This is a genomic window from Vibrio sp. A1-1 (assembly GCF_021728175.1).
In the GTDB taxonomy this organism is placed as follows: Bacteria; Pseudomonadota; Gammaproteobacteria; order Enterobacterales; family Vibrionaceae; genus Vibrio; species Vibrio diabolicus.
Genome location: NZ_JAKKCL010000008.1, coordinates 161,184 through 187,616, shown reverse-complemented (window position 1 = coordinate 187,616; position 26,433 = coordinate 161,184). Strand labels below are relative to the sequence as shown.

Sequence of the window (26,433 nt, the reverse complement as noted above, 5' to 3'; positions counted from 1 at the left end):
TGATGATCAATTAATTGATATGTAACTTAATAACAAAAAATGACTTTCAAATCTGTCAATAAAAATATTAGTGATCAATTCGATCTTCTGACAAATATAAAATTAAAATTCATTGTGATTAAGATCACCTTTAATTTCTTTTTCAACTCAAATTAAATACTCGAAATGATCAATGTCACATTTTGTTTGACGTTAGGTTTGATTGAAAATGTGATCTATGACCATTTTGAGGTTTTGTGAAAGTTTATAACGTGAACGTTTGTGCGATGTTGGCGTTTTGTGGATTAAAGCTTGAGATGACTGGCCTTTTTGCGATGAGTTTAACTAAACACTTTGTTTTTAATGTCTTATGGGTAAATAACGCATCACGCTGCTCGCGTTGTGTTGTTTAGAGCGATTTTGAGCAGCGCGATACCTCCGACGACGGTTAATGGTTCAGAGCTAAATACTCGCGCGCGTTTCCACTGCCCATGTAACGTGCCAGCGTTTTCTCAGGCACATCGCGTAAATCCACCATAATCAACCCATCCAGTGCGTTGTTAAACGCCGGATCGACGTTAAAACACACCAACTTACCATTCAAACTCAAATATTGGCGCAGTAATACCGGAACGCCTTTGCCTTCGTCAATTCGAGCGATCACGCGAGATAGCAACTGTAAATCTCCCAATGCGGTTAGCATGCTGGTATTCCAGTTTAAGTTGGTTTCTGGCAGTGGGTTTGACGGAGTGACGTATTCGGCGCAGTCGTTGTCGTAGTGGTGTAGGGTCATCGATTGTGCCAGCAACTGACGCGCGGTATGGCTGTAATCGTTGCTGATGCTCACTGGGCCAAATAAGTGCGTGTATTCGGGATGTTGATGGACAAAAGTCGCTATGCCTTTCCAGAGTAAGAGTAGGGCACTCATGCTTTTTTGATATTGCTCGGCAATCACAGAACGACCCATTTCAATCGACTTACCCATTTGATCGAGAAAGCCTTGGTCATAGTTGAACAAGGTGCGCGAATACAATCCTTCTACGCCATATTTCGCCAATAATTGATCAACTAATCCAAGACGGTAAGCACCTACCATGCATTGGTTCTCACGATCCCACACAAATAGGTGCAGGTAATCATGATCGAAATGATCGATGTCTATCGCTTGTCCGGTCCCTTCGCCAACTTCACGGAAATTATGTTCTCGCAAGCGGCCAATTTCATGCAGGAGAGATGGGATCTGCTGCGCACTGGCGCAATATACGTCGAACTCGCCACTTTGAAGCAATTGGGTTTCTGACGGTAAGTTGTGAAGCTCTTCAAGCAATTGGCCTATGGGTAACCCTGCTGCAATAGGTAAGAGATCATTGTCTGAGACCGTTTGCTGAGTGGCACTTACATCGCGGTTAAGCAGGTAGGTGTTGAGCCTCAGGTAATTGACGATCTGATCATCGTTGAGGTTATTGAGTTCTTTAAACTTGATTGCTTGCCCAAAGGACAACTCAATGGTTTTTGCGCTCTTGTTGAGCAGCTCTCTTCCCAACATCAAGGTGCGTAAAAGAGGGTGGATTTTACCTGCCATGTAAAAGCGTTTTGAGTTCTGCCCACGAATGAAGACGGGAACAGTAGCGGCTTTGTTCTTACGAATTAACGCACTGACACTGCGGCTCCATTCTTTGTCTTCTAAACGCTGTTGTTTGGCATCCACTAACTGCGACACTTCACCCGCAGGGAAAACCAATAACAAGCCGCCATTCGCAAGGTGTTTGTTGGCTGCTCTGAGGGCCTTCATATTCGATTTGACGGCGTCTTTGCCTTCGAATACGTCGACACCAATAAAAAGTTGGTCGAGCTCTGGTACGGTTTTTAGGTACTGATTCGCTAAAACTTGGATATCGTCTCGTATCATCAACAGTAGCTCGGCGAGAATCACGCCTTCAACACAACCGAGAGGGTGATTCGCCACAATGACGGTTGCGCCTTGCTTTGGCACTGCGTCGAGCGAACCATGGGCAATGCGATAGTCGATTCCCAAAATATCCAGCGTAAATCGCAAGAAAGTTTTGGTATCCGCATTCACGGGGCGTTGGGCGTAGAATTTATCGAGCTGACTTAAACCCGTTGCCCATTCTGCAACGTTTTCACCAATGCCGAACGGCGTTTTACGAGGGAGACGAAAAGGGGTTGAACTATCCATATTTACCTCAGCATACAAGTGGCTGATCGGATAGTAGAAATTACAGATGACAGTTCAGAGGCAAATCCATGAGCCTTTGGTGACAAACTGGTGAAGCTTTGTTGACCAAAGGCGAGGGGATAGGGACGTATTAGCGTTACGTTTTGTCGCCAGCAAACATCAGGATACTCAGAGAGTTGAGCGTTTCACCGAGACTTTCTAGTGAGCTCAAGACCTGTTTGGTCGGCTCATTGTCTAGCAGAATACGACCATCAAAGCGTTTCCCTTCGCATTGATCTTCATCGCACATACCCGCTTGGGGTTCTTGTGTTGAGTTGTCATCCATTACTAAGTCGTCAGTACTCAAACAAGCCGTTGAGACAAATAATCCGCTTAGAACTACCAGCCATTTTATTTTCAACATAATCTTAAAAACCATAATAAAACACTGTTCAATTGTGATTTATTCTATTTACCATTTCGAACGATATGACAAAAACTTGGCTTTAGGTCGCCATTTTCTGGCCGTAGTTGAGCTATGTTATCGATACGACGAATTGTTACTTTTGGCGAAATTAGGAGGATGAATGGAGAAGATTTCCAATAAAGCGTCAATATGGCTCGGGCTGTGTCTGATAATTGGTTTAGGAGTATTGGGCTTTTTTATTCAGCAAACAGCAGTCAAATACAAAGCCTATGAGCGAGTGGTAACGGTGAAGGGATTGTCTGAACGAGAGTACTCTGCCGATACAGTGATCTGGCCAATTCAGTTCACCTTAGCGAGTAATGATATGGGGGCTATGTTTGATGACATCGATCAGCAAACGCGTTTGATTCTGGATTTCTTAAGTGCCAAAGGGCTCCCTGAAACGAGCGTTTCCCTTTCTTCTCCTGCTGTCATTGACAGAAAAGCACAGCAATACGGGAGTGAGCAAGATATCGAGTTTCGTTATTTAGCCTCGCGGACCGTTACGGTTTATAGTCAAAGTGTCGATGTGGTTCGAGCGGCAATTAACGAGATTGGTGAGCTAGGAAAGCAAGGCGTACTGCTGAATCAGGACCCGTACGCGAACCGCATTGAGTACAGCTTTACTAAGCTGAATGATGTAAAGCCAGACATGATTGAGGAAGCGACTAAAAACGCTCGTGAAGTGGCAGAGAAGTTCGCCAAAGATTCACAAAGTTCGCTTGGTAAAATCAAGCGTGCGACGCAAGGTCAGTTCTCTATTTACGATCGTGATAGCAACACACCATATATTAAGAAAGTACGAGTGGTCTCAACCGTTCAGTATTACTTATCGGATTAAAAAAAGCCGCTCATCGTGTGAGCGGCTTTCGATAAGACGAGAGCTATAGGATAGGATTAATATCTTGCTCTGTATGCTCACCTTCGACCACATCAACAGGTGTGTAATGTTGATAAATCAGGAAGCCATCTTCTGATGTTTCATGGTTATCTGGTGTATCAGCATACGCGCTACAGGTGTACCCAATACTGTAGGTGCCTGGGCCAATGTAACCAAACTCGTAGCTGTAGGTTGTATTACCTTCTTCGTCTTGCGATTCATTCACGTTAGCTACTGCAACTGGCGCTTGGAGTGGTTCCATCGCGGCCATATCGCCCATGGTTGAGCGATCCATCGAACCTGCGTAAAGATAGACTGAGTGAACGGCAGGAACGTCATTTATTGCATTTGATGCTGCACTGTCTGCTTCACACGCTTGATATTGAATTTCACTGACTTCACCACCGATATGACCTGATTCTGATGCGTTTACTAAGCTTACCGCATTAGAGTTCATGTTCATGTAATCTTTGCCTGTTGGATCTGCCAGGCCTTTACGCAAATCAAACTCGACAACATAGCTATTATGACCAGTATGAACTTTTACATACTGACCTTTTTGCGAAAACTTCAAGCGACCTTGATCGCTCGTATCTGGTTTAAAACCAAAACAGCTGCCTCGGCTAGGCACAACTAAGCCTTTGATGTTGCCGTCTGTCTTCTCTACGTATGACAGCGTTGTATCGTTTAATTGTTTGCCGTCTTTAGCGTACACACACATAGCATAATCACCAGGAGCGATGTCTTGCTCGCTAATGATCGTTTTAGCGTTACTTCCCTGATATTCCATTAGATCAACTTGGTGTAGTGCTCCATTGTCACTAACATCTAACAGAATATGTTCTCCAGTTTGTTCGCCAGTTTCTGGGTCAAATGGTACAAGGACAACATCTTTAAACGCTAAGACGACTTTGTTGGCATCGTCGACAGGCGCATCGGAAACGCTGAGAGAAAAAGTGGCTGCTTCTGTATCGGATGAAGAGTCGTCGCTACCACAGCCCGTCAATAAAAGACCGCCTGAGATGGCAAGTAAAGGGTAGGTATATTTTTTCATTATGACCTCTTGTTTACACTGCTGATAAATGTAAAAGGCTAGTCTCAAAGTCGAGAAATGATGTCATTGTATTGTGATAGAGAGGTCAATCTTCAATGGCGCTATATACAAGTCCTTTTTTATAAAACTAAGTTCTTAACTGTGATGAGGGGAGTTTGATGATAGTCAAGCTGGTTTCGTTCTTATGAGCGTAAGTTAGTATGACTTATTGCTAGAAGGAATTAGTATCATGGCATACAAGCACTTTATTAGAGAACTACTGGGTTTAGCGATTGTTGTCTCTGTCGTCTTTGGCGTATTAGGCGTGATGTTAGAGCTCTTTGCACTGACGGCACTTTGGGAGCATCAGCAAACGATAGCCGATGTTTTCTTCCATGAATCTCTCTACTTCATCGTATTTTTAATTCCACCATATTTCCTCTGGAAGTTGATTAACCGTCCTGAATTGGTTTCTGCTGACCAAGCTTATTTGGCAATGAAGTTAGAGGCTGAAAGTCGACAATGAGTCGATTTAGTGAGTAATGAAAAGAAGAGGCTATGAGAAAACATTAGCCTCTTTTCTATCTGATTCGTGGGCAAAGTATTCGTTGCTTTATTGATTAAAAAGCTGCTTCTATTGTGCCTTTGAACGTACGATCGAGATAATCACGAATTGCTTGAGATTGGTAAATAGAAACGAATTTTTTATACGCTTCATTATTTTTGTCTGCGTCACGAGTAGCGATGACCATGACGGCCAGCGGTGCGTCTTTTGCTTCAAGATAGATACTTTGTTTCTTCGGGTCTAAACCAGAAGACATTACGTAGTTCATTGTGATCGCAGCCGCGTCTACATCATCCAATGTTCGTGGTAACTGGGCGGCATCTACCTCGACAAATTCAAACGACTTTGCATTTTTTGTAATATCAGTTAGGGCGGCTTTGTGGCCAACACCTTGTTTAAGCTCAATTAAACCTGCATCGGCGAGTAGCAATAGACCACGACCACCATTAGTTGGATCGTTTGGAATTGCTATGCGTGCATTGTTTGGAAGCTCTTGTAATGAGCGATACTTGTTAGAATAAAGCCCCATGCGCATCAGAATGGATTGACCAATCGACACTAATTGGGCGTCATGACTATTGTTGAAGTTGTCTAAAAATGGTTGGTGCTGATAGCTGTTAATGTCGATGCTACCATCACTAAGCGCGGCATTGGGTGTCACGTAATCAGAAAACTCGATGACTTCTACATTCAAGTCTTGCTTCGCTGCTTCCTTCGCTACTGCTTCAACTACTTGAGCATGAGGCCCTACGGTTGCTCCCACTTTTATGATAGAGCCATCTTTTTCTCCACAAGCACTTAAGCCAACTACTGCCGTGAGAACCAAAGCTAGTTTCTTTAGGTGACGAATACTTTTCATTGTAACTCCATTTTTGTTTTAGACGTCCATACGTTTACATGTCCATCCTATCAGAAGTCGAAAAAGGGTCAATGGTTTAAATAGCGAGCAGACATTTTGTTTCTACGACTATATAGAAAGCTTGGTAATAAGCGAAAAGAAAGAGGGGGTAGAACCGAGGAAGGTAATAAGTTTGAAGTTGTTGAGGATATGAGCAACGAATTACTACACCCACAACTGTACCCAAAGTCAGCAGACACAAAAAAGGCGTAGTAGGTACTAACCTGCTACGCCTTTCGAAATTTGGTGGCCCCTCGCAGACTTGAACTGCGGACCAATCGATTATGAGTCGACTGCTCTAACCACTGAGCTAAGGGGCCTTAATAGGACAACGATTATAGGGGAAGCGTTGCAAGGTGTCTAGATACCAACTGGGGCAATTGCGCTTAGTTTTTATCCACTTAGCACAGTCGATAATAAAAAAGGTGACCTAAAGTCACCTTTTTTTGATTTCTAAAGCTTATATGCGCTGCGTTTATTCGTCTAGGAAGCTGCGCAGAGTCTCTGAGCGGCTTGGGTGACGAAGTTTACGTAGTGCTTTTGCTTCGATCTGACGGATACGCTCACGAGTAACGTCGAACTGCTTACCAACTTCTTCTAGAGTATGGTCAGTGTTCATGTCAATACCAAAGCGCATACGAAGTACTTTCGCTTCACGTGGCGTTAGACCTGCAAGCACGTCTTTTGTCGCCACTTTAAGGCTAGTTGCAGTTGCAGAATCTAGCGGAAGTTCTAGCGTTGTATCTTCGATAAAATCACCTAGATGCGAATCTTCGTCGTCACCGATTGGTGTCTCCATTGAGATAGGCTCTTTAGCGATTTTCAGAACTTTGCGAATCTTGTCTTCTGGCATCTGCATGCGCTCAGCCAGTTCTTCCGGTAGTGGCTCACGACCCATCTCTTGCAGCATTTGACGAGAGATACGGTTTAGCTTGTTGATCGTTTCGATCATGTGTACCGGGATACGAATCGTACGTGCTTGGTCCGCGATTGAACGAGTGATTGCCTGACGGATCCACCACGTTGCGTAAGTCGAGAACTTGTAACCACGACGGTATTCGAACTTATCTACCGCTTTCATCAGACCGATGTTACCTTCCTGGATAAGATCCAAGAACTGTAGGCCACGGTTGGTGTATTTCTTCGCGATAGAAATTACAAGACGCAAGTTCGCTTCAACCATCTCTTTTTTCGCACGGCGAGCTTTTGCTTCACCGATAGACATACGACGGCTGATGTCTTTAATGTTCTGTACGTTTAGAGAAGTCTCTTCTTCAATCATTTTTAGCTTAGCGATTGAACGACGGATTTCTTCTTCGTTACGTTTGATCTTTTCAGCGTATGGCTTGTCTGAAGCAAGAACTTCATCCAACCAAGCTTCGCTTGATTCATTACCAGTGAACAGCGCGATGAATGATTTCTTCGGCATTTTGCCGTATTCAACCACAGACTTCATGATCAGGCGTTCTTGAGTACGAACGCGATCCATAGCGGTACGCAGTTCATTCACTAGGTGATCAAACTGTTTAGGCGTTAGACGAAATTCGCGGAATACGTCTAGCATCATTTCATTAGCAACGGTTGCTTTCGGGCTGTTATAGCCGTACTCGTTGATTGCTAATTGAAGATTTTGATAGGTGCTGCGTAGTTGGTTGAATTTCTCTAGCGCTAACTCTGGATCGATACCTACATCTTCTTCAGAATCATCTGAATCGTCATCGCTATCTTCGTCGTCATCAACGTCTTCATCGTCTTCTTCTTCTAACTGAGATTCAGTCAGTTCAGAACCGATGTGTGTTGCCGTTGGTGCAGCGGTGTCGTCAGCATCTGGGTCTACAAAACCTGAAATAAGGTCAGTAAGACGTAGTTCTTCAGCTTGAACTTTGTCAAATTGCTCAAGAATGTACGGAATCGTACCTGGGTATTCAGCAACAGACGATTGAACTTGGTTAATACCTTCTTCAATACGTTTTGCGATGTCGATTTCGCCTTCGCGAGTTAGAAGTTCGACAGTACCCATTTCACGCATGTACATACGTACTGGGTCTGTGGTACGACCAATCTCACTCTCTACGCTAGACAGTGCAGCGGCTGCAGCTTCGGCTGCATCTTCATCGGTAATATTTGTGTCATCGTTCAGTGCTAAATCATCAGCATCAGGAGCAGTTTCTACTACCTTAATGCCCATGTCGTTGATCATCTGAATGATGTCTTCTACCTGTTCTGAATCTACGATTTCAGCAGGTAGGTGGTCATTTACTTCGGCGTAGGTCAGATAGCCTTGTTCCTTGCCTTTAATAACAAGTGACTTTAGCTGTGACTGCGGATTGTGATCCATAGACGGTATCCAACTTCGTAATCTGGTGAAGGAATCAGTATGCGAAATGCAAACCACTTACTATAACAAATTAAATCGTTGCTGACTAATTAAACAGGGTTACGCTTTTAAATCTAGCATAAGTGCTAGCAGCTCCCTTTTCTCTTCGGCTGATAAACCGACACTTCTTGCTTTGGCCTGCAGGTTTTCAATTTGTTTTTCTACGCACTGGGCAATAATTTTATCCAGTGAGTCTAAAAATATTTCTTCTTGGTTGTCCTCATCGAGTGGAATGCCCCAACTCGCGAGACGAGACAGAAGAGTCTCATTTTGGCTGTTTCGCCAATGCTCTAATAATTGGCCTGTGTTGATATGGGGATGCGCTTGGCATTTATCAAGTACATCAACAAATAAACTTAGACCAGGAATGGGTAAATCTCTAACGCTAGTTAGATCTGGCACCATACTTACGTATTGTGGGTTTTGAATCAGTAACGCGATCACTTCTCGCATCGGCGTTCGCTTGATTTCTTTATGAGGTTGAGGCCTTTTATCCTCTTTACCTTGTTTTGAAATTAGCTGCTGTAGTTGGCGTTCATCAACCAAACCCAAACGGCGGCCAAGCAGTTCTCTCAAGTATAGTCTTAAAGTGCCGCCAGGGACTTTGTCGATGAGAGGAACAGCAAGGGTACTCAGTTTTGCCATGCCTTCTTTCGTGCTCATATCGACTTGCTGAGTCAATGAGCTGAACATGAATTCAGACAAGGGCATCGCATTAGACACTTGTTGTTCAAATGCTTGTTTTCCGTTTTGTCGGATATAAGAGTCGGGATCTTCTCCATCCGGCAAAAACATGAATTTTAACTGGCGACCATCAGTTAGGTAAGGCAATGCATTTTCCATGGCACGCCACGCGGCTTCACGACCTGCGCGGTCACCGTCGTAACAACATACGACAGTGCTTGTTTGCCTGAATAATACTTGCAAGTGATCGCCCGTTGTAGAGGTACCCAATGAGGCAACGGAATAATCTACGCCATATTGAGCAAGCGCGACAACATCCATATAGCCTTCAACCACTAAAATTTGTGGTGGCTCACGGTACGCTTGTAGTACTTCATAGAGGCCATACAATTCTTTACCTTTATGAAATATCGGGGTTTCGGGTGAGTTGAGATATTTCGGTGTCCCATCACCTAATACTCGACCACCAAAGCCTATTACTCGGCCGCGTCTGTCTCGAATAGGAAACATCACTCGACCACGGAATCGGTCGTAGCGGTTGCCTTTATCGTTTTCAATCAACATGCCGCCTGTGACGAGCATGTCTTGGTTTTCTTTATTCTGGCCAAAGTTCTTACGAACTAAATCCCATTCATCAGCCACATAGCCGATGCCAAACTTCTGGACGATTTCACCAGACAGGCCGCGATCTTTTAGATACTCAATCGCCACTTTACTTGCTGGCTGCTTGAGTTGGTTACGATAAAATTGAGCAATGCTGCCCATTAAGTCGTATAGATTACGTTTTTCACTGCTGCTTGCTTGTGGGCCTGACTGGAACGAACCATTACCGCCACTACGTTGTTCGCGAGGAACATCTAAGCCCAAGTATGAAGCGAGTTCTTCAATGGCTTCGACGAATTCTAGCCGGTCGAATTCCATCAAAAAGTCGATGGCATTTCCGTGCGCACCACAACCAAAACAATGGTAGAACTGCTTTTCTTGACTGACGCTGAATGACGGCGTCTTTTCGTTGTGGAACGGGCAGCATGCGCCGTAGTTTTTGCCTTTTTTCTTAAGTTTCACACGTGCGTCGATGATATCGACAATATCAAGTCGAGCTAGAAGGTCATCGATAAAACTGCGAGGGATGTGTCCAGCCATAAAACCTAACAAAAAAAGAAGATGATGAGTGGAGTGAATGCTTTAAAAGAATAAGCGTGTTGCTCACTTATTTCATTCCATTCATCCAGATACAAACAAGCCGTGCGTTCCAAAGGATAGCACGGCTTGCTGCAATTGGGTGGGGTATCTTAAGCCAGTTTAGCGCGAACTAAACCGCTTACTTTACCCATATCTGCGCGCCCTTGAATTTGCGGTTTCAGAACGCCCATTACTTTGCCCATGTCTTGCATGCCAGCTGCGCCAGATTCAGCAATCGCGTTCTCGATAAGAGCCGCTACTTCTTCGTCTGTCAGTGGTTGAGGCATAAAGTCCTCAAGAACGGTAATTTCTGCTTGTTCCGCATCAGCAAGATCTTGACGACCCGCTGCTTCATACTGCGCTACAGAGTCGCGACGTTGTTTAACCATTTTGGTCAATACTGCAAGAATGTCGTCATCGTTCAGAGTGATCTGCTCGTCAACTTCACGTTGCTTGATTGCTGATAGGGCTAAACGAATAGTACCAAGGCGCAATTTGTCCTTGGCTTTCATCGCTAATTTTTGCTCTTCTTTGAGTTGATCAATCAGAGCCATAACTAAATTCCTTTTGGAGCTCAGTTATTAGTACAGGCGAACGCGACGAGCGTTTTCGCGAGCTAGCTTCTTAGCGTGACGCTTTTGAGCTGCTGCTTTAGCGCGTTTGCGAACTGTAGTTGGTTTTTCGTAGTGCTCACGACGACGCACTTCAGAAAGGATACCTGCTTTTTCGCAAGAGCGCTTGAAACGACGTAGAGCAACGTCGAACGGTTCGTTTTCACGTACTTTAACTACTGGCATATGCCTTTCACCTCAGGGGTTATTCGTTAACGCTGGCATTCAACAGACCAAATCACAATTGTTTGGTCTCTTACCAGCTTGATCAAAAATGGTGCGGAATTTTAATCCGATCACAACTACTTTGTAAAGCCTTTTGTCGATTATTGTCTGTACAAAATTTGTTTGCAGCACCAAGGCGAGGTAATATGACGCCCAAATTTCCTCTATATAGAAAGCATACTGAGAAAACCATGCGCATTATCGGTATTGAAACCTCTTGTGACGAGACTGGCATCGCGATTTATGATGATGAAAAAGGTCTGCTGTCACACAAGCTTTACAGCCAAGTAAAACTGCACGCAGATTACGGTGGTGTGGTGCCTGAGTTGGCTTCACGCGACCATGTGAAGAAAACCATTCCTCTTATCAAAGAGGCGTTAAAAGAAGCGAACCTCACTTCAAAAGACATTGATGGTGTGGCGTACACCGCTGGCCCAGGTTTGGTTGGGGCGTTATTGGTTGGCGCAACCATTGGTCGCAGTATTGCTTACGCTTGGGGAGTGCCAGCGGTACCTGTTCATCATATGGAAGGTCACCTGTTGGCTCCAATGCTAGAAGATAACCCACCGCCATTCCCGTTTGTGGCAGTGTTGGTGTCGGGTGGTCACTCGATGATGGTCGAAGTGAGAGGCATCGGTGAGTACAAAATTTTGGGTGAGTCAATTGATGATGCGGCGGGCGAAGCGTTTGATAAAACAGCGAAGCTAATGGGTTTGGATTACCCAGGCGGCCCGCTGTTGTCTAAACTGGCAGAAAAAGGCACGCCGGGTCGTTTTAAGTTCCCGCGCCCAATGACTGATCGCCCTGGCTTGGATATGAGTTTCTCTGGCCTGAAAACCTTTACAGCAAATACGATTGCTGCGAATGGCGATGACGAGCAAACTCGCGCAGACATCGCTCTGGCATTTGAAGAAGCCGTGTGTGCAACATTGGCGATTAAATGTAAACGCGCGCTTGAGCAAACAGGTATGAAGCGTATTGTTATTGCTGGTGGTGTGAGTGCTAACCGTCGTTTACGTGCAGAGTTAGAGAAGCTAGCGAAGAAAGTTGGCGGTGAGGTTTACTACCCACGAACTGAGTTCTGTACGGATAATGGTGCGATGATCGCTTACGCTGGTATGCAGCGTTTGAAGAATGGCGAAGTGGCCGATATGTCGGTAGAGGCTCGCCCACGTTGGCCGATTGACCAACTGACGCCAGTCGCTTAATCAAACTTATGCGGTAGGTTTGAAATAGATTCACTACGATAAAGGTCTCTGTTCATCAGAGGCCTTTATTTTTAGCTATTCAATGAAAAGCTTCGTTTACATTCTGACTGATGCGAGCAGTTTGGTATCGTTTCAGTGATAGGATAGTGCGGAAGAATAAGAAATGGATATAACAATGAATAAGTTTGAAATTGAAGGTCAGCAACTTGCTTACCTTGATAAAGGTGATGGTCCAGTATTACTGTTTGGTCACAGTTATTTGTGGGATAGCCAAATGTGGGCGCCACAAATTGAAGTTTTAAGCCAGTCATATCGTTGTATTGTGCCAGATTTGTGGGCACATGGTGAGTCAGAAGCGGCCCCTGCATCGACAGAGTCATTAGTTGATTATGCACAACATATGTTGGCGTTGATGGATCATTTGGATATTGAAGAGTTTTCTGTGGTGGGCTTATCTGTTGGCGGCATGTGGGGAGCGGAACTGACGGCTCAAGCACCGCAACGTGTGAAATCACTGGTATTGATGGATACCTTCATTGGTTGGGAGCCAGAAGTTACATATAAGAAGTATTTTTCAATGCTTGATACTATCAGCCAAGTCCAAGCGGTGCCTGCGCCAATTATTGAAGCTGTCGTGCCATTGTTTTTTGCTGATAACGCTGAGCAGGTGAATCCTGAGTTGGTCGCTGCATTCAAACGCAGTTTAGAAAGCCTGAGTGGTGAGCGTGCGGTTGAAGTGGCTCGCATTGGTCGCATGGTGTTTGGTCGCCGTGATGTGATTGAAGATTCGGAAAAATTCGCTCTGCCGACGTTAATTGCGGTGGGCTGTGAAGATAAGCCTCGCCCGGTTTTCGAATCGTATTTAATGAAAGACTGTATCACGGGCAGTGAGTTGGTAGAAATTCCGCAAGCGGGACACATCAGTTGTTTAGAACAGCCGGAGTTCGTCAACCAAATGTTGTTGAACTTCCTGAATCGAGTTCATGCATAACCAATGCATCCCTCTTTAAACGAAAAACTCGGCATTAAGCCGAGTTTTTTTGTGTCAGTTTCTTCTCGCCGATTTTTGGCTCGTCGCCAGACAAAAGCCGCCGAATATTTTGATGATGCTTAAATACGATTAAGCAACACAGCATAGCAACAGGTAACGTGTATTGCGGTTTAAACATCCAGGTATAAAACGGAGTGACCAAAACCGTGACGAGAGCCGCTAAGGATGAATAGCGGAATAGCGCGGCGACTGACAGCCAAGTTAACATCACTAATCCTGTTAAGTCCAAACCAATCGGAGCGATAGCGCCAAGCGCGGTTGCGACACCTTTTCCGCCTTTAAAGTGGAAAAAGATGGGGTACATGTGGCCAAGACAGGCAGCAATGGCGATGACGCCAAGAATGATAGGGTCGATACCAAGAAAGTATCCGCCCCATACGGGGATGGTGCCTTTGAGCATATCGCACAACAAGACTGAAACAGCGGCTCCTCGTCCGCCAATACGCAATACGTTCGTTGCTCCAGGGTTGTTGGAGCCTACACTGCGTGGATCTGGCAGTTTTAAGAGTCGACAGATCAAAACCGCACTGGAAACCGAACCCAGTAAATAGGCGGCCATTGTCATTATCAGTGCCAGTGCGTCCATAGAAGTCCTTGATGGATTGGAATTTAATGCTCGGTTCCCGCGTAGTTGCTATCATACCTCGAATTCACATAATGCAGAAATCCTCACTGTGATAGAGCTTGCATTATGTGATTTCTTGTATATAAAGATGCTTTCGCAGTTTATACCTAAGTAACATTGTGATGACCCAAGTAAATGTTACTTAGGTATAGAATACTACGATCAAATTACCCCTCACGGGTATCCGACCTCTGTAATAGAAGGACATAAGATGGCTCTGGATAAAGTTTTTATTGAACAATTAGAAGTAATCACCACGATTGGCGTGTACGACTGGGAACAACAAATTAAACAAAAGTTGGTTCTGGATATCGAAATGGCGCACGACAATAAGCCTGCGGGTAAAAGTGATGATGTGCAAGATGCGTTGGATTACTCGCAAGTGAGTGAGGCGGTACTGAGCCATATTGAAAATGGTCGTTTTCTGTTGGTTGAGCGCGTAGCCGAAGAAGTGGCAGAGCTTATCATGCAGCGTTTCTCTGTGCCTTGGGTGAAAATCCGTTTAGCAAAACCTGGTGCAGTGCCACAAGCACGCGCTGTTGGTGTCGTGATTGAGCGAGGTCAAGCATGATCACCACCTATATCGGTGTTGGTACGAATGTAGAAAGAGAACAACATGCGCTCGCTGCGTATCAGGAGCTGCTACAGCTTGGAGAAAGTCTCCTCGTATCGCCGGTATATGAATGTGAACCTATTGGCTTTAGCAGCCAGAACTTCTACAACTTTGTCGTTGCAATGCGTACCGAGTTGTCATTAGAAGAGTTGAGTCATCAGCTACGTGAGATTGAATTTAAGTGGGGACGCGAAGAAAATGCGCAAAAGTATCAGGATCGAACACTGGATCTCGATATAGTGTTGTTCGGTGAATGTGTCTCCAAGAAAAAACCTGAGCTACCTCGCAGTGATATCTACAAATATCCTTTTGTCACAAAGCCTCTGTATGATCTCGAACCTCAATTAGTGATCCCAGGCGATGGACGCACAGTCGCAGATATTTGGCATGCAATGCAGCCAGTCGATTCACTCAAACCTGTTTCTTTTTCATTTTTAATTTGAGTTGTTTACATGAGTTATTTTGAAGCCTTTATTCTGGCTCTGATTCAGGGTCTGACAGAGTTTTTGCCTATTTCGAGCTCTGCCCATTTGATCCTGCCCTCCGCCATTTTGGGATGGGAAGACCAAGGTCTAGCCTTTGATGTTGCTGTTCACGTCGGTACATTAATGGCGGTAGTGATCTATTTTCGCCATGAAGTGATCACTCTGTTCCAGGCATTATTTGCTTCGATCTTTAAAGGAGATCGGAGTAAAGAAGCAAAACTTGCTTGGATGATCGTGATCGCCACGATTCCAGCTTGTGTGTTTGGCTTGTTGATGAAAGACATCATTGAAGTGTATCTACGTAGCGCTTATGTCATCGCGACCACAACGATCGTATTTGGTTTGTTGCTTTGGTGGGTAGACAAAAACGCTAAGTTGGTTGCGGATGAATACCAAACGGGTTGGAAGAAAGCCGTGTTTATCGGTATTGCCCAAGCCTTAGCGATGATTCCTGGAACGTCGCGTTCAGGGGCGACCATTACGGCTGCACTTTACCTTGGCTTTACTCGAGAAGCGGCTGCGCGCTTTTCATTTTTAATGTCGATCCCGATCATTACATTAGCAGGTAGCTACTTAGGCATGAAGCTAGTGACCAGTGGTGAACCTGTCCATATTGGTTTCTTGCTGACTGGTATCATCACATCGTTTATCAGTGCGTACATCTGTATCCACTTCTTCTTAAAGATGATTTCACGCATGGGCATGACACCGTTTGTGATTTACCGTCTGATTCTAGGTTTCGGCTTGTTTGCGTTCTTGCTTAGCGCATGATAACGCGACGGATTGGCAGCTTGCTTAACCGCAAGCTGCATACCTAAACCACAACGTCATTCTGAACAGCGACGAAGGAGCGAGGTTCAGAATCTTCTCCTCTTAGTTTCTTATGGCGTTGGCCATTTCTAAAACTTCCCTGCGTGCTGATGTTAGATTCCTAGTCTCGCTAAGGCTCGCTGGAATGACCTGGCATGAATACAATTCGGTTAATTAAGCTGAGCTCAGATCATTTATTCAAAGCGACTCTTACCGCTTCAATCCGTCTCTTTTCTTGTTCATCACGTATTGCCGGGCCTTTAAATCCATCCTTAATGATGCTCTGAACATCTACGGCGGCTGCGGCTTGATAAGCGTGGGTAAAAATCTCAGCTTGAGGATAAGGCTTCTCTTCTAACCCTTTTCGACCTGCATGGTCAGCCTGACAGCATATTAAAATATCTTCTAAGCGCTCAGCTTTGCGCCACACATCGAATTTGTTGAGTATTTTTATGATGGTTTGCGGCTTTAACTCGGCCGCACGATGGATATTGGAGTGCTGTTCGCACACCATCAAGGCTAAATCACGAAACTCATTCGGTACACGGACACGCTCGCACAGTTTTTTGATCAGTTTTAATCCTGTATGACAATGCATTCTGTGGCTTGGCCATTCGCTCTCTGGCGTCACCCCTTTGCCCAAGTCATGCACTTGAGCGGCAAATCTGACGGGGAGTGAGTCACTCAATCTTGCGGCTTGCTCTGCCACCATCAAAGTATGGATGCCTGTATCGATTTCTGGATGCCATTTTGCTGGTTGAGGCACGCCAAATAGAGCATCAATTTCAGGTAAAACAACGGCCAATGCACCACAATCTCTTAGAACCGATAAGAAGATATCAGGGCGAGGGGTGGAGAGGGACTTATGCCATTCTTGCCAAACACGCTCGGGAGTCAGTGTGCTCAGCTCTCCAGATTCTGCCATGTGGCGCATTAACTGCATGGTTTCGTCGGCAACCGTAAAGTTTAGATCAGCAAGCTTGGCAGCGAAGCGAGCGACACGTAAAACGCGTAGAGGGTCTTCAATAAAGGCGTCTGAGACATGGCGTAGCAGTTTATCGTTGAGATCTTTCTGGCCGCCGTAAGGATCATGGAGCTTACCTGCATCATCCATTGCCATTGCATTAATGGTTAAATCACGACGAATTAAATCCTCTTCTAAGGTGACACTTTGATCAAAGAAACACTCAAAGCCAGTGTAACCAGAGCCTGATTTTCTCTCTGTTCGTGCAAGTGCATGTTCTTCTTTACTTTTTGGGTGCAAAAATACAGGAAAGTCTTTACCAACGGCGGTGTACCCTTGGGACAGCATCATCTCGGGAGTCGCACCTACGACCACCCAGTCGTTGTCATAACTATCAATTCCGAGCAATTTATCTCTAACTGCGCCACCTACTAAATAAACTTGCACGAATTACCTCTTAATTTATTGATATGCCGTTGGACATTGTAGCAAGCAATGGTACTTTTCTTTACTCCCGAGAGTAGATGCAGCTATGTTTATATTATATCTGACTATTCCCTGGTGGTTTTTTAGCTGGAGAGCCTAATGTATAAGGACTTTTTTGGGTTTGTAGAACAACCATTTTCGATTGTTCCAAACTCGCGTTATTTGTATTTAAGCCAACGTCACAAAGAGGCAATCACACATCTCCAAGCCGGGCTAGGCGATGGCGGTGGTTTTGCTATGCTTACTGGCGAAGTGGGTACAGGCAAAACGACCGTCGCAAAAGCGATGCTGGCGAATTTAGGTGATAACACCAAAGCGGGTCTGATCCTAAATCCCACGTTTTCGAGTCGAGACTTGCTCGAAGCTATTTGCGATGAATTCAAAATTACTTACCCGCCAGATGCAAACCTCAAACAGCTAAACCAAGTGATTCACAAATACTTGCTGCGTAATTATCGTTCAGGCTGGCAGACATTGCTGGTCATTGATGAGGCTCAACACCTTGCTGCCGACGTTTTAGAGCAGCTACGTTTGTTGACCAACTTGGAAACCGATACCAGAAAACTGCTCAAAGTGTTGTTGGTCGGACAGCCTGAATTACAGCGGTTATTACAAACGACGCAACTACGCCAGCTCGCTCAGCGCATTACTGGGCGTTATCACTTGTTGCCGTTGGATGAAAAAGAGACAGAAGATTACATCGCGTTTCGATTACATACGGCAGGTGGTGACCAGCAACTGTTTAATCGTGCTTCTTGTAAACTCATTGCCAAATACAGTCACGGCATCCCGCGCTTGATTAATCTTATCTGTGATAAATCTCTCAACATCAGTTATCACCAAGGTAATGTGGTGGTGGATAAGCAAACTGTTCAGCAGGCCTGTGAAGAGGTGATGCAGTTTCAGGCAGATATTTATCAGCAAGATAAAAAAGAGCGCCGTACTTTCCGTTGGCCTGCTTGGGGCTCAGTCACGGTGGGTCTTATTGCTGCATTGGGTACGGGGTGGGCGGTCGTTAATTATATGCCAGCTCAAGCAACGTCAGTGTTGGCGCAAGTGACCGCACCAAGAGAGGAGCCAACGCCAATAGTCGTTAACCAACAATTGACAGATGATCAGCGTGACTTATTGTTAGCACAAAAACAGTCGAATCTCGCCGTGAATGATTTGTATCGTTTGTGGGGTTATCAAGCATCGGTTCGCGACAATCTTTGTTTATCAGAGCCCCAATCGACCATGCGTTGTGAGCGTAAAATGGCGACCTGGCCGCTGCTGATGCAACAAAATCGCCCTGTGATTTTGGAGTTGAATTATCAAGGTGATGTTGGGTATGTCATTTTGTACGCCGTCGGCAATGACAAAGTCGAAGTGCTCAATGGCAAGCAGCGTCTGCGTCTGCCTATTTCGTGGCTAAAGCCGATGTGGCAAGGCAATATCATTGAACTGTGGCAAGCGCCGTTGAAAGAGACATTACGTTTAGACATGGAAGGCCCTGCGATCGAAGTATTAGACCGACTATTAGCAGAAGCGGTAAGTGAGCCACTGCTTGAAACGTCTATTTTTGATGGTGCGATGAGAGAGCGAGTTGAGTTATTCCAACGTTGGCAAGGTATTGGGGTCGACGGCATTGCAGGTAAGCGGACGCTAGATCGTCTTCAACAAAACGTGCAGCCAGATGCGCCTCAACTGGCGAGAATCGAGAAGGAGGACGCATAATGTCAGCCATGAAACATATTGGTTTGTTCTTGTTGCCGATCACCGTTGCTGCAATCGGAGTTGCTTGGTATTTAGATCTCCTTACGCCTCATGCTGAAGCTAGTACTTCCGCCCCTAAGGCTAAGATGGAAGCGGAACAACCGTTCAAAGCATTGGACTACCCTGAAACTACTCAGTTGGCGCAATTGCCAAGAGAGTGGCCAAGTGCAGAGCTGTCTCGTGATTTTGGTACGTTTGCAACATCTGATGAATACGTGAGTAATACAGCAAACAAAGACGAGATAGAAACATCTGTATCAACTCAAGGCACTTCAGTAGTTGAAGAGGACCTAGGTTTGTCTCTGGATGATCTTGACTTGTCCTCATTATCTCCTGATTTGGCGCGAAAGGTCGAAAATGCGTTATCCCGAGATGATGCGCCTTCACCACAAACGGTGCGCGTGAACGATTTAGAGCGCAACGCTCACCAATGGCAAGGGCGTTTACCTGCGCTCAATTTGCAAACTCACATGTACGCCAGTGATGAAAATCGCCGCTGGGTGAAAATTAACAATGTTGAATATCATCAAGGAGACGTTGTTGATGGGCAGGTCACATTAAGAGAAATACAACCGCAAGCGGTGATTGTCGAGTTCCAAGGTGAGCAAATTCGTATCCCAGCGTTGTATGAGTGGAAAGGGTAGCCGTTTTTTATAGTAAATCATCAAGCCAGCGAGGTTATGTCGCTGGCTTTTTTTGTTTCTCATAAGGTCTTTTTTCATCTATTTGAGTGATGATTTTTAGGGACTCACACAAGCTAAATATAGCTTTTCTCAGTTGTTTAAATTACATCAATATCAGTCATGTATTAGTAGAATGACTCCAGTCAGCGTTGTGTAAAAAATCGCCATATTGACGAACTTCGTCATCACGACCTGGTCCACGTTAGACCCCATGAAATAACAGGAGTCTACACAGAGACACATGCGTATTCTGATTTTTTCTTTAAGTGTTGTTGCGTCGTTAAGTTACGCAGCAAAGCCGGCCCCTTTCCCTATAACACCAGATAATAACGGACAAGATTTTATGGTCAGTGCGACCAACCCTTACGTGAGCAGCACTGGTTATTCAATATTGAAAGAGGGCGGGAACGCCGTTGATGCCATGGTCGCGATGCAGATGGTGATGTCTGTGGTTGAACCGGATATGACGGGAATTGGCGGCGGTACTTTCGTGCTGTTTTATCAACATGACAAGCAGAAGTTTTTAGCCCTTGATGGGCGAGATGAAGCGCCGTCTAGCGCTCACCCTGAGATGTTTATTGAAAATGGGAAAGCACTCAGCCGCGATGAAATTTTGGGGCCTCGCTCCGTTGCGGTACCGGGCACCTTACGTTTGCTTTATTCCACTCATGAGCAATACGGCAAATTACCATGGTCTGAGTTGGTTCAACCTGCGATTAAGCTCGCGCGTGATGGGTACGCGATGAATAGCTATACCTATGATATCGTCGTGCGAGAGCAAACGCGTTTGGCTCGCGATCCAGAAATTAAAGCCTTGTATTGGCAAGATGATGAAGTGAAGCCAACAGGGACGTTAATGAAGAACCCTAAAATGGCTGAGACGCTAGAGAAAATAGCTCAGCAAGGCGATCGCTATTTGTATGGTGGTGCACTTGGTCAACATATTGTTGATTCGGTGAATCGTCGTATTAACGATCAGCATGAGAAATTGTCGTTAGAGGACTTTAAAAACTATCAGGTGAAATCTCGCGATATTATTGAAAGCGATTATCGAGGCAACAAAATCGTTTCGTTTGGTTACCCGGCCTCTGGCGGTGTGATGGTTGCTCAAAGTCTGAAATTGCTGGAGCCGTACGATATATCTCAGATGGCATTAACTGATGTAGAGCCTTGGCGTTTAATGACTGAGGCGATGCGCTTAGCAAAAGCTGATCGTATTGCGTATGCCGGAGATCCGGATTATGTGGAAGCACCAGTTGAACAACTGTTATCTAAAACCTATTTGGACCAGAGACGTGATTTAATCCCTGATAATGGCACCTCGAAAGAGAATCCAAAAGCAGGACAGATAACGCAAACTCAGTATGCGCAATATCAAGGCTTCGAGAGCAAAGATACAGGGCATATTTCTATCGTCGATAGAGATGGAAATGCAATAGCGATGACTAGTACGGTAGGAACGGGTATGGGCTCGGGTGTGATGGTCGATGGCGTTATCTTGAACGCGCAAATGGCAAACTTTTCACCTCAACCAACGCTTAACGGTAAGCCTACTCAAAACTCGATTGAAGCGGGTAAGCGTCCACGCTCAGCCATTACGCCATTAATGGTGATGGACAGTGATGATAACTTGCGTTTGGTTGTCGGTTCACCAGGAAGTTCGCAAATCCCGGGGTATGTACTCAAAACTGTGGTTGGCGTGCTGGATTGGAACTTATCAGCGCAAGAGGCTATTGACTTACCAAACATCCAGTACGGTACCAAGATAGACCGCACCAAGCCGTATGACCCAACAGGCTTGCTAGTGGAGAAGAAAACCTTCGCAGAAATGTTGGTGCCGGAGTTTATGGAGCTTGGCTACCCAGTACACGTTATTCCAGTGGTAAGTGGTTTGAATGCAATTGAGCTAAAAGATGGCAAGCTTTATGGCGCAACGGATCGTCGTCGAGCGTCTAGTTCAATGGGGGAGTAATGCAGATTTCCGTAAAACTAAGCAAACAAAAAAGCCAGTCGAATATCGACTGGCTTTTGCATTCTTTTTTATAGATAAAAGGGCGAAGGACTTATGCCCAACCCGCAGGTGAACGTTTTCTACGAGGCATGACATGCGGAAGAATCAAACCAAATAGCAAACCTAAACCTGCAACACCGCCGCCATAAGTGAAGTACTTAAGCAGCATGTCGTCTTTTTGTGTATCCAGTTTAGCGCGCAGCTCGCGGTTTTCTGTTTCAACAGAAGTAAGCTGGTCGCTGATCTCAGAGTATTTATTCTCAAGATCGGAAATTTGTTGGTTACGCGTTTCTAGAGAGGTAACAAGGCCGGCTTTCTCTGCATCAGAAGTTTTACGAGCGTTAGCAAGCTGCTCTTTCACTTCTGCTAGCTCTTTCTCAATGCGAGGAAGGCGAATCGCCATGCTTTCTTGGTTTGTCACAAACTTGCTTTGTACCCAACCAGTACGACCGCGGTCATCACGAACTTGCGTATAGCCAGTATCTCGGTTGGTTTTAATCAGTTGTACTTTAGAACCGGCATTAACACTACCAATAATACGGTAGGTGTTATTTGGACCTGAGTGCATAAAAGTGAAGAGGTCATCAGAAATATAACGGTCTGCTGCTAGGGCCGCTGGCGCTGCTAGCAAAGTAAACAAAACCGTGATGATTAGTTTTTTCACAGTAAATCCCTTAACGATTTTTCTTGGAGACAGCGTTGGCACCGAATGATTGGAGCCGGAAATAGACGAATAGTATGCAGTTTCAAACTTCGGTGCAACAAAGAAGGGAGGCAAAGCCTCCCTTTCTGTGCGTTTGAGTCAATAATGACAAAGCGCTTACATTCTATTGACGAGTGTCTTAAGCGAACATCGCTTGAAGTCCGTAGAAGAATACAACGGCCAATAGTGCACCTGCTGGTAGTGTAACGATCCATGATGCCACGATGTTACGAACTACGCCTAGGTTTAGTGCCGCGATACCACGAGCAAAGCCAACACCGAGAACCGCACCAACCAATGTTTGAGTGGTTGAGATTGGCAGACCAGTACCAGAAGCTAGAACAACAGTACAAGCGGTTGCTAGCTGAGCTGCAAAACCACGGCTAGGAGTTAGTTCAGTGATACCTGTACCAACGGTTGCCATTACTTTGTGACCCAGTGTCGCAAGACCGACCACGATACCAATACCACCAAGAGGTAGAATCCACCAAGCGATGGTACTTTTCGTGCTGATTTCGCCCATGTGTTCAACAGTCGATACTACAGCAGACAGTGGACCAATGGCGTTTGCAACGTCGTTTGAACCGTGTGCAAATGCCATTGCACAAGCGGTGATAACCATCAGAACGCTGAAGATACCTTCCACGCCAGAAAAGCTGCGGTCTTCTTCGCGATTAGCGAATTTTTTCTGGATGTATACGTAGCCGCCAACCATCACGAGTGCTGAAACTGCTGCTGCCCACATCCAAGCTTCGCCATTGGTTAGGTGAAGACCAACGTGTTTTAGACCTTTTTTGATAGTTACAAGTGCAATCACCATTGTTGTGATGAACATGTAAACAGGAACAAAACGTTTGGCGTTGAATAACGGGTTCTCAGTATCAAAAATCAGACGTTGTGCGCTGACAAAGATAACGTAAGCAAAGAAACCTGAAATCACTGGAGTAATAATCCAGCTACCAACAATGCCTTGAACGCTGCCCCAGTCAACCGCTTCAGTACCTACTGATACGCATGCAAAACCGATGATTGCACCGATGATTGAGTGAGTCGTAGATACTGGCCAGCCCATGTAAGAGGCAAGAAGTAACCATGTACCCGCAGCCAAAAGAGCAGACATCATACCGTAGACAAGAACGTCAGGTTGACTAGCAAATAAAGAAGTTTCGATTACACCTTTACGGATAGTGTCGGTTACTTCACCGCCTGCAAGGTAAGCACCTGCAAATTCGAAGATCATCGCAATGATGATAGCTTGTTTTACGGTTAGCGCTTTTGAACCTACTGATGTACCCATCGCATTAGCAACGTCGTTCGCGCCAATACCAATCGCCATCATGAAACCAAAAATCGCTGCAACAATAATCAGGACAGTGCCGTAGTTCGCAAGGATATCCATCGTAATACCTAGTTGTTTTATAACAAGCGGAACAAAATTTTACGCGCGCCAAACCATAAGACGATGAAAATAGTCATCGTCCCTATGACACGTGTTCATTATGCTCTTCGTTATGTCGTTAACTTTATGTTTTAAGATCGAGATAGCATGACTTCCAAACGAGCACCTACGCGCTGCGCTTGGTCGGCAATACCACCTACCCATTCAAGAATCTTGTACAAGAACATGACATCGATAGGGTTCATGTCAGACTCAATCGCCATCAACTGTTGACGAAGTTCAATCTGCATAGCATCGGTATCATCTTCGATGACATCTAATTGATGAATCATTTCAGCGACGAGAGTCACTTCACGACCTTTGAAGCCGGTTTCTAGCAATTCATCAAGTTCATTGATTACCTTTTGCGCCTGATCGGCCGCATCAAGACAACGTTGAACGTAAGCGAGGAAGTTTGGTTGGAGAGCCTCAGGAATGACAAGTTGACGACCATATACACGGCCAGCAATGTCTTTTGCCAGGTTTGCAAGTTTGTCCTGCTGAGTCAGAAGCTCAAGCATGTCAGTACGGTCTACTGGCATGAACAAACCGCGAGGCAGTTTTAGACGGATTTCACGTTTCAGCACGTCCGCTTCTTTCTCTAGGTGAGAAATTTGTGCACGGATTTCAGATGCTTTTTCCCAGTCACCCTTTGAAGATACTTCAAAGAATTTCACCAAGTGTGAACAACATTCGTTGACACACACAACGTGGCGTTGCAAAGGCTTAATTGGGGACTTTGCAAATAACCCCATAATTGTATTTACTGGCATGGTCATTCAACCTAATAACTATAACCTTAAAAAAACATACACCATTTCTGAGTGCTTGGCGAAATGTTGAACGATGGCTATAAAGGCGCGCATGGTAACGCATTAAATCGCTCATTAAAACTGTTTTAGATCATCATTCCGGCGATATTTCTCTCTTGCCGTGCGAGAAATTACGCAATATCCTGTTTCTATCTGCTTTGAAAGGTATAGCTATGGAAACCGAAATAGAACTGAAGTTTTTTGTTTCTCCTGAATTTTCAGAAACTTTAAAAGAAAAAATTTCTGAGACAAAAGTACTTCAGCATAGTTGTCGTGACTTGGGTAACACCTACTTTGATACCGCCGATAAATGGCTGAGAAAGCACGACATTGGTTTAAGAATTCGCCGTTTTGATGATGTATTCGTCCAAACCGTAAAGACAGCAGGACGCGTCGTCGCAGGCTTACATCAAAGACCAGAATACAATGCTGAGCACACTAGCGACGAGCCTAACCTGTCGCTTCATCCTGTAGACATTTGGCCGCCAGGTAAAGACGCAGCAACGCTGCAATCTGAGCTTATGCCGTTATTCTCGACCAACTTCACACGTGAACAGTGGCTGATTGGCATGCCAGATGGTAGCCAAATAGAAGTGGCGTTTGACCAAGGTATGGTCGTAGCCAAAGGTGAAGATGGGGAAGAGAAACAAGAACCGATTTGCGAAGTTGAACTGGAACTTAAATCGGGCCAAACCGATGCCCTATTTACACTAGCACGTAGCTTTTGCGAGCAAGGTGGCATGCGTTTGGGTAACTTGAGTAAAGCGGCGAAAGGCTATCGACTTGCTAGTGGCTATGCAGGTGATGAAGTAAAATCGTTGGCGCTTGTGGACAGTAGCCCGACGGATACCGTTGAATACTGCTTGATCAACTCTTTAGAACACGCCCTATCTCACTGGCATTATCACGAGCAAATTTATGCTGAGCGTGACAATGTGGAAGCGCTACGTGAAATCAGCAATGCCATTCGTTTTATTCGTCAAACATTGACCATTTTTGGTGGTGTTGTCCCTCGTCGCGCGAGTGCGATTCTGCGCCAAGAGCTTAAATGGTTGGAAGAAGAACTGAGTTGGTTGGATGAGCATGCACACCTTGAAGAGCTCTTAGATGACAAAGGCAATGTGCTGCGTAAGTTGGATGCGCGTAAGTTCTTAGTATCTGAGTTGACTCAGCAGTTACAAGAGCTGCCAAGCCGTGAAGAAGTGCTAGGGTTGCTCAATTCCGCGCGTTACACCGGGTTATTGCTGGATCTTAGTCGCTGGATCTTAGCGCGTGGCTGGCAGCCGTTTCTTGATGAAAAAGCGCGCGAAAAAATGGCAAGTAATATCATGCCGTTTTCAGTCACTCAGCTCGATCGCACTTGGGCAGAACTAATGGAAGCTTTCCCAGCAGAGCGCGACCTGACGGCGCAAGAGTACGTTGATCAGCGCTATCGCTTGCTGCGTAACCTCTATACCGGTATTGGTTTCGCGAGTCTATATAACTCGGATGAGCGTAACAGCTTCCGTTTGCCATGGGCGGATCTGGTGCATGGTATTGATGATCTGCTAATGCTGAACCACTTACTTCCGTTGGTAGATATGTTGGAAGACGCAGAAAAAGAGCAGTTAGAACGCTGGTTGCACCGTCAAGAGCGTTCAATTTTGCATGCAATGGATCAAACCCGAGCGATCAGTGTGGAAGTGCAGCCTTATTGGCGTGAATGATCGTTCT

The 26,433-nt window shown here is 45.3% G+C and carries 24 protein-coding genes and 1 tRNA gene; 11 read left to right on the top strand and 14 right to left on the bottom strand.

Annotation, left to right across the window (positions count from 1 at the left end; all coding sequences use genetic code 11):
• Positions 1 to 427 precede the first annotated feature (427 nt).
• Positions 428 to 2,176, bottom strand: a complete 1,749-nt coding sequence (locus L3V30_RS13585) for a GNAT family N-acyltransferase (protein ID WP_237309087.1) — start codon at positions 2,174 to 2,176, stop codon at positions 428 to 430.
• 136 nt (positions 2,177 to 2,312) lie between these two features.
• Complete coding sequence (locus L3V30_RS13580; protein ID WP_041852999.1) at positions 2,313 to 2,579, bottom strand: hypothetical protein; 267 nt, start codon at positions 2,577 to 2,579, stop codon at positions 2,313 to 2,315.
• Between the two features lie 163 nt (positions 2,580 to 2,742).
• On the opposite strand from L3V30_RS13580, the gene L3V30_RS13575 reads away from it, so the two are divergent.
• Positions 2,743 to 3,462, top strand: a complete 720-nt coding sequence (locus tag L3V30_RS13575; RefSeq protein ID WP_237309086.1) for an SIMPL domain-containing protein — start codon at positions 2,743 to 2,745, stop codon at positions 3,460 to 3,462.
• Positions 3,463 to 3,505: 43 nt separating this feature from the next.
• Here the strand turns inward: L3V30_RS13575 and L3V30_RS13570 are convergent, their stop codons facing one another.
• Positions 3,506 to 4,555 carry a DUF4382 domain-containing protein gene (locus tag L3V30_RS13570; protein ID WP_237309085.1) on the bottom strand — a complete coding sequence of 350 codons (1,050 nt, stop codon included), beginning with the start codon at positions 4,553 to 4,555 and terminating at the stop codon, positions 3,506 to 3,508.
• A gap of 229 nt (positions 4,556 to 4,784) precedes the next feature.
• Here L3V30_RS13570 and L3V30_RS13565 point away from each other — a divergent pair, with 229 nt between their 5' ends.
• Positions 4,785 to 5,060 (top strand): hypothetical protein, encoded by a 276-nt coding sequence (locus tag L3V30_RS13565; protein WP_005383040.1) that lies wholly within the window; start codon positions 4,785 to 4,787, stop codon positions 5,058 to 5,060.
• Between the two features lie 94 nt (positions 5,061 to 5,154).
• Here the strand turns inward: L3V30_RS13565 and L3V30_RS13560 are convergent, their stop codons facing one another.
• From L3V30_RS13560 to rpsU, 6 genes are all read right to left on the bottom strand, one after another.
• A complete protein-coding gene (locus L3V30_RS13560) occupies positions 5,155 to 5,958 on the bottom strand; it encodes a MetQ/NlpA family ABC transporter substrate-binding protein (RefSeq protein ID WP_237309084.1) in 804 nt (267 codons plus the stop codon).
• A 283-nt stretch (positions 5,959 to 6,241) separates the two neighbouring features.
• Positions 6,242 to 6,317, bottom strand: a tRNA-Ile gene (locus tag L3V30_RS13555).
• A gap of 155 nt (positions 6,318 to 6,472) precedes the next feature.
• On the bottom strand, positions 6,473 to 8,335 hold the full coding sequence (rpoD, locus tag L3V30_RS13550) for an RNA polymerase sigma factor RpoD (protein WP_005395986.1): 1,863 nt from the start codon (positions 8,333 to 8,335) through the stop codon (positions 6,473 to 6,475).
• A gap of 99 nt (positions 8,336 to 8,434) precedes the next feature.
• On the bottom strand, positions 8,435 to 10,201 hold the full coding sequence (gene dnaG, locus L3V30_RS13545; RefSeq protein ID WP_046874010.1) for a DNA primase: 1,767 nt from the start codon (positions 10,199 to 10,201) through the stop codon (positions 8,435 to 8,437).
• Between the two features lie 149 nt (positions 10,202 to 10,350).
• The gene (locus tag L3V30_RS13540; RefSeq protein ID WP_005395984.1) at positions 10,351 to 10,794 is read right to left on the bottom strand and encodes a GatB/YqeY domain-containing protein; all 444 of its coding nucleotides are present in this window, start codon (positions 10,792 to 10,794) and stop codon (positions 10,351 to 10,353) included.
• 27 nt (positions 10,795 to 10,821) lie between these two features.
• Positions 10,822 to 11,037 (bottom strand): 30S ribosomal protein S21, encoded by a 216-nt coding sequence (gene rpsU / locus L3V30_RS13535; RefSeq protein ID WP_001145625.1) that lies wholly within the window; start codon positions 11,035 to 11,037, stop codon positions 10,822 to 10,824.
• A 230-nt stretch (positions 11,038 to 11,267) separates the two neighbouring features.
• Between rpsU and tsaD the strand changes: the two genes are divergently transcribed.
• Both tsaD and L3V30_RS13525 read left to right on the top strand, forming a co-directional pair.
• Positions 11,268 to 12,284 (top strand): tRNA (adenosine(37)-N6)-threonylcarbamoyltransferase complex transferase subunit TsaD, encoded by a 1,017-nt coding sequence (tsaD, locus tag L3V30_RS13530; RefSeq protein WP_046874179.1) that lies wholly within the window; start codon positions 11,268 to 11,270, stop codon positions 12,282 to 12,284.
• 175 nt (positions 12,285 to 12,459) lie between these two features.
• Complete coding sequence (locus tag L3V30_RS13525; protein ID WP_046874009.1) at positions 12,460 to 13,275, top strand: alpha/beta fold hydrolase; 816 nt, start codon at positions 12,460 to 12,462, stop codon at positions 13,273 to 13,275.
• A 34-nt stretch (positions 13,276 to 13,309) separates the two neighbouring features.
• Here the strand turns inward: L3V30_RS13525 and plsY are convergent, their stop codons facing one another.
• Positions 13,310 to 13,921 carry a glycerol-3-phosphate 1-O-acyltransferase PlsY gene (gene plsY / locus L3V30_RS13520; protein ID WP_005379857.1) on the bottom strand — a complete coding sequence of 204 codons (612 nt, stop codon included), beginning with the start codon at positions 13,919 to 13,921 and terminating at the stop codon, positions 13,310 to 13,312.
• Positions 13,922 to 14,171: 250 nt separating this feature from the next.
• Between plsY and folB the strand changes: the two genes are divergently transcribed.
• From folB to L3V30_RS13505, 3 genes are read left to right on the top strand one after another with little or no spacing between them, the layout of a single operon-like run.
• Positions 14,172 to 14,531, top strand: a complete 360-nt coding sequence (folB, locus tag L3V30_RS13515) for a bifunctional dihydroneopterin aldolase/7,8-dihydroneopterin epimerase (protein WP_005395977.1) — start codon at positions 14,172 to 14,174, stop codon at positions 14,529 to 14,531.
• Positions 14,528 to 15,016 (top strand): 2-amino-4-hydroxy-6-hydroxymethyldihydropteridine diphosphokinase, encoded by a 489-nt coding sequence (gene folK / locus L3V30_RS13510; protein ID WP_012841141.1) that lies wholly within the window; start codon positions 14,528 to 14,530, stop codon positions 15,014 to 15,016. Before folB ends, folK begins: the two co-directional genes overlap by 4 nt.
• Before the next feature lie 9 nt (positions 15,017 to 15,025).
• Positions 15,026 to 15,829: an undecaprenyl-diphosphate phosphatase gene (locus L3V30_RS13505; RefSeq protein WP_006743204.1), complete on the top strand. Its 804-nt coding sequence runs from the start codon at positions 15,026 to 15,028 to the stop codon at positions 15,827 to 15,829.
• Between the two features lie 229 nt (positions 15,830 to 16,058).
• On the opposite strand, the gene L3V30_RS13500 is transcribed toward L3V30_RS13505, so the two are convergent.
• Positions 16,059 to 17,279: a multifunctional CCA addition/repair protein gene (locus L3V30_RS13500; RefSeq protein ID WP_237309083.1), complete on the bottom strand. Its 1,221-nt coding sequence runs from the start codon at positions 17,277 to 17,279 to the stop codon at positions 16,059 to 16,061.
• A 138-nt stretch (positions 17,280 to 17,417) separates the two neighbouring features.
• On the opposite strand from L3V30_RS13500, the gene L3V30_RS13495 reads away from it, so the two are divergent.
• The 3 genes from L3V30_RS13495 (at position 17,418) to ggt (ending at position 21,728) form a co-directional block, all read left to right on the top strand.
• Positions 17,418 to 19,034, top strand: coding sequence for an ExeA family protein (locus tag L3V30_RS13495; RefSeq protein WP_150916238.1), 1,617 nt, complete (start codon positions 17,418 to 17,420; stop codon positions 19,032 to 19,034).
• Positions 19,034 to 19,717, top strand: a complete 684-nt coding sequence (locus tag L3V30_RS13490; RefSeq protein WP_005395951.1) for a general secretion pathway protein GspB — start codon at positions 19,034 to 19,036, stop codon at positions 19,715 to 19,717. The genes L3V30_RS13495 and L3V30_RS13490 overlap by 1 nt, the downstream gene beginning before the upstream one ends.
• Positions 19,718 to 19,997: 280 nt before the next feature.
• Positions 19,998 to 21,728 (top strand): gamma-glutamyltransferase, encoded by a 1,731-nt coding sequence (gene ggt / locus L3V30_RS13485; protein WP_237309082.1) that lies wholly within the window; start codon positions 19,998 to 20,000, stop codon positions 21,726 to 21,728.
• 91 nt (positions 21,729 to 21,819) lie between these two features.
• On the opposite strand, the gene L3V30_RS13480 is transcribed toward ggt, so the two are convergent.
• The 3 genes from L3V30_RS13480 to L3V30_RS13470 all read right to left on the bottom strand — a co-directional run bounded on the left by L3V30_RS13480 (position 21,820) and on the right by L3V30_RS13470 (position 24,681).
• The gene (locus tag L3V30_RS13480; protein ID WP_031780509.1) at positions 21,820 to 22,431 is read right to left on the bottom strand and encodes a TIGR04211 family SH3 domain-containing protein; all 612 of its coding nucleotides are present in this window, start codon (positions 22,429 to 22,431) and stop codon (positions 21,820 to 21,822) included.
• Between the two features lie 178 nt (positions 22,432 to 22,609).
• Positions 22,610 to 23,869 (bottom strand): inorganic phosphate transporter, encoded by a 1,260-nt coding sequence (locus L3V30_RS13475; protein WP_005395948.1) that lies wholly within the window; start codon positions 23,867 to 23,869, stop codon positions 22,610 to 22,612.
• Between the two features lie 131 nt (positions 23,870 to 24,000).
• Complete coding sequence (locus L3V30_RS13470; RefSeq protein WP_031780508.1) at positions 24,001 to 24,681, bottom strand: TIGR00153 family protein; 681 nt, start codon at positions 24,679 to 24,681, stop codon at positions 24,001 to 24,003.
• A gap of 212 nt (positions 24,682 to 24,893) precedes the next feature.
• Between L3V30_RS13470 and L3V30_RS13465 the strand changes: the two genes are divergently transcribed.
• Complete coding sequence (locus L3V30_RS13465) at positions 24,894 to 26,426, top strand: inorganic triphosphatase (protein ID WP_005395946.1); 1,533 nt, start codon at positions 24,894 to 24,896, stop codon at positions 26,424 to 26,426.
• Positions 26,427 to 26,433: the final 7 nt, after the last annotated feature.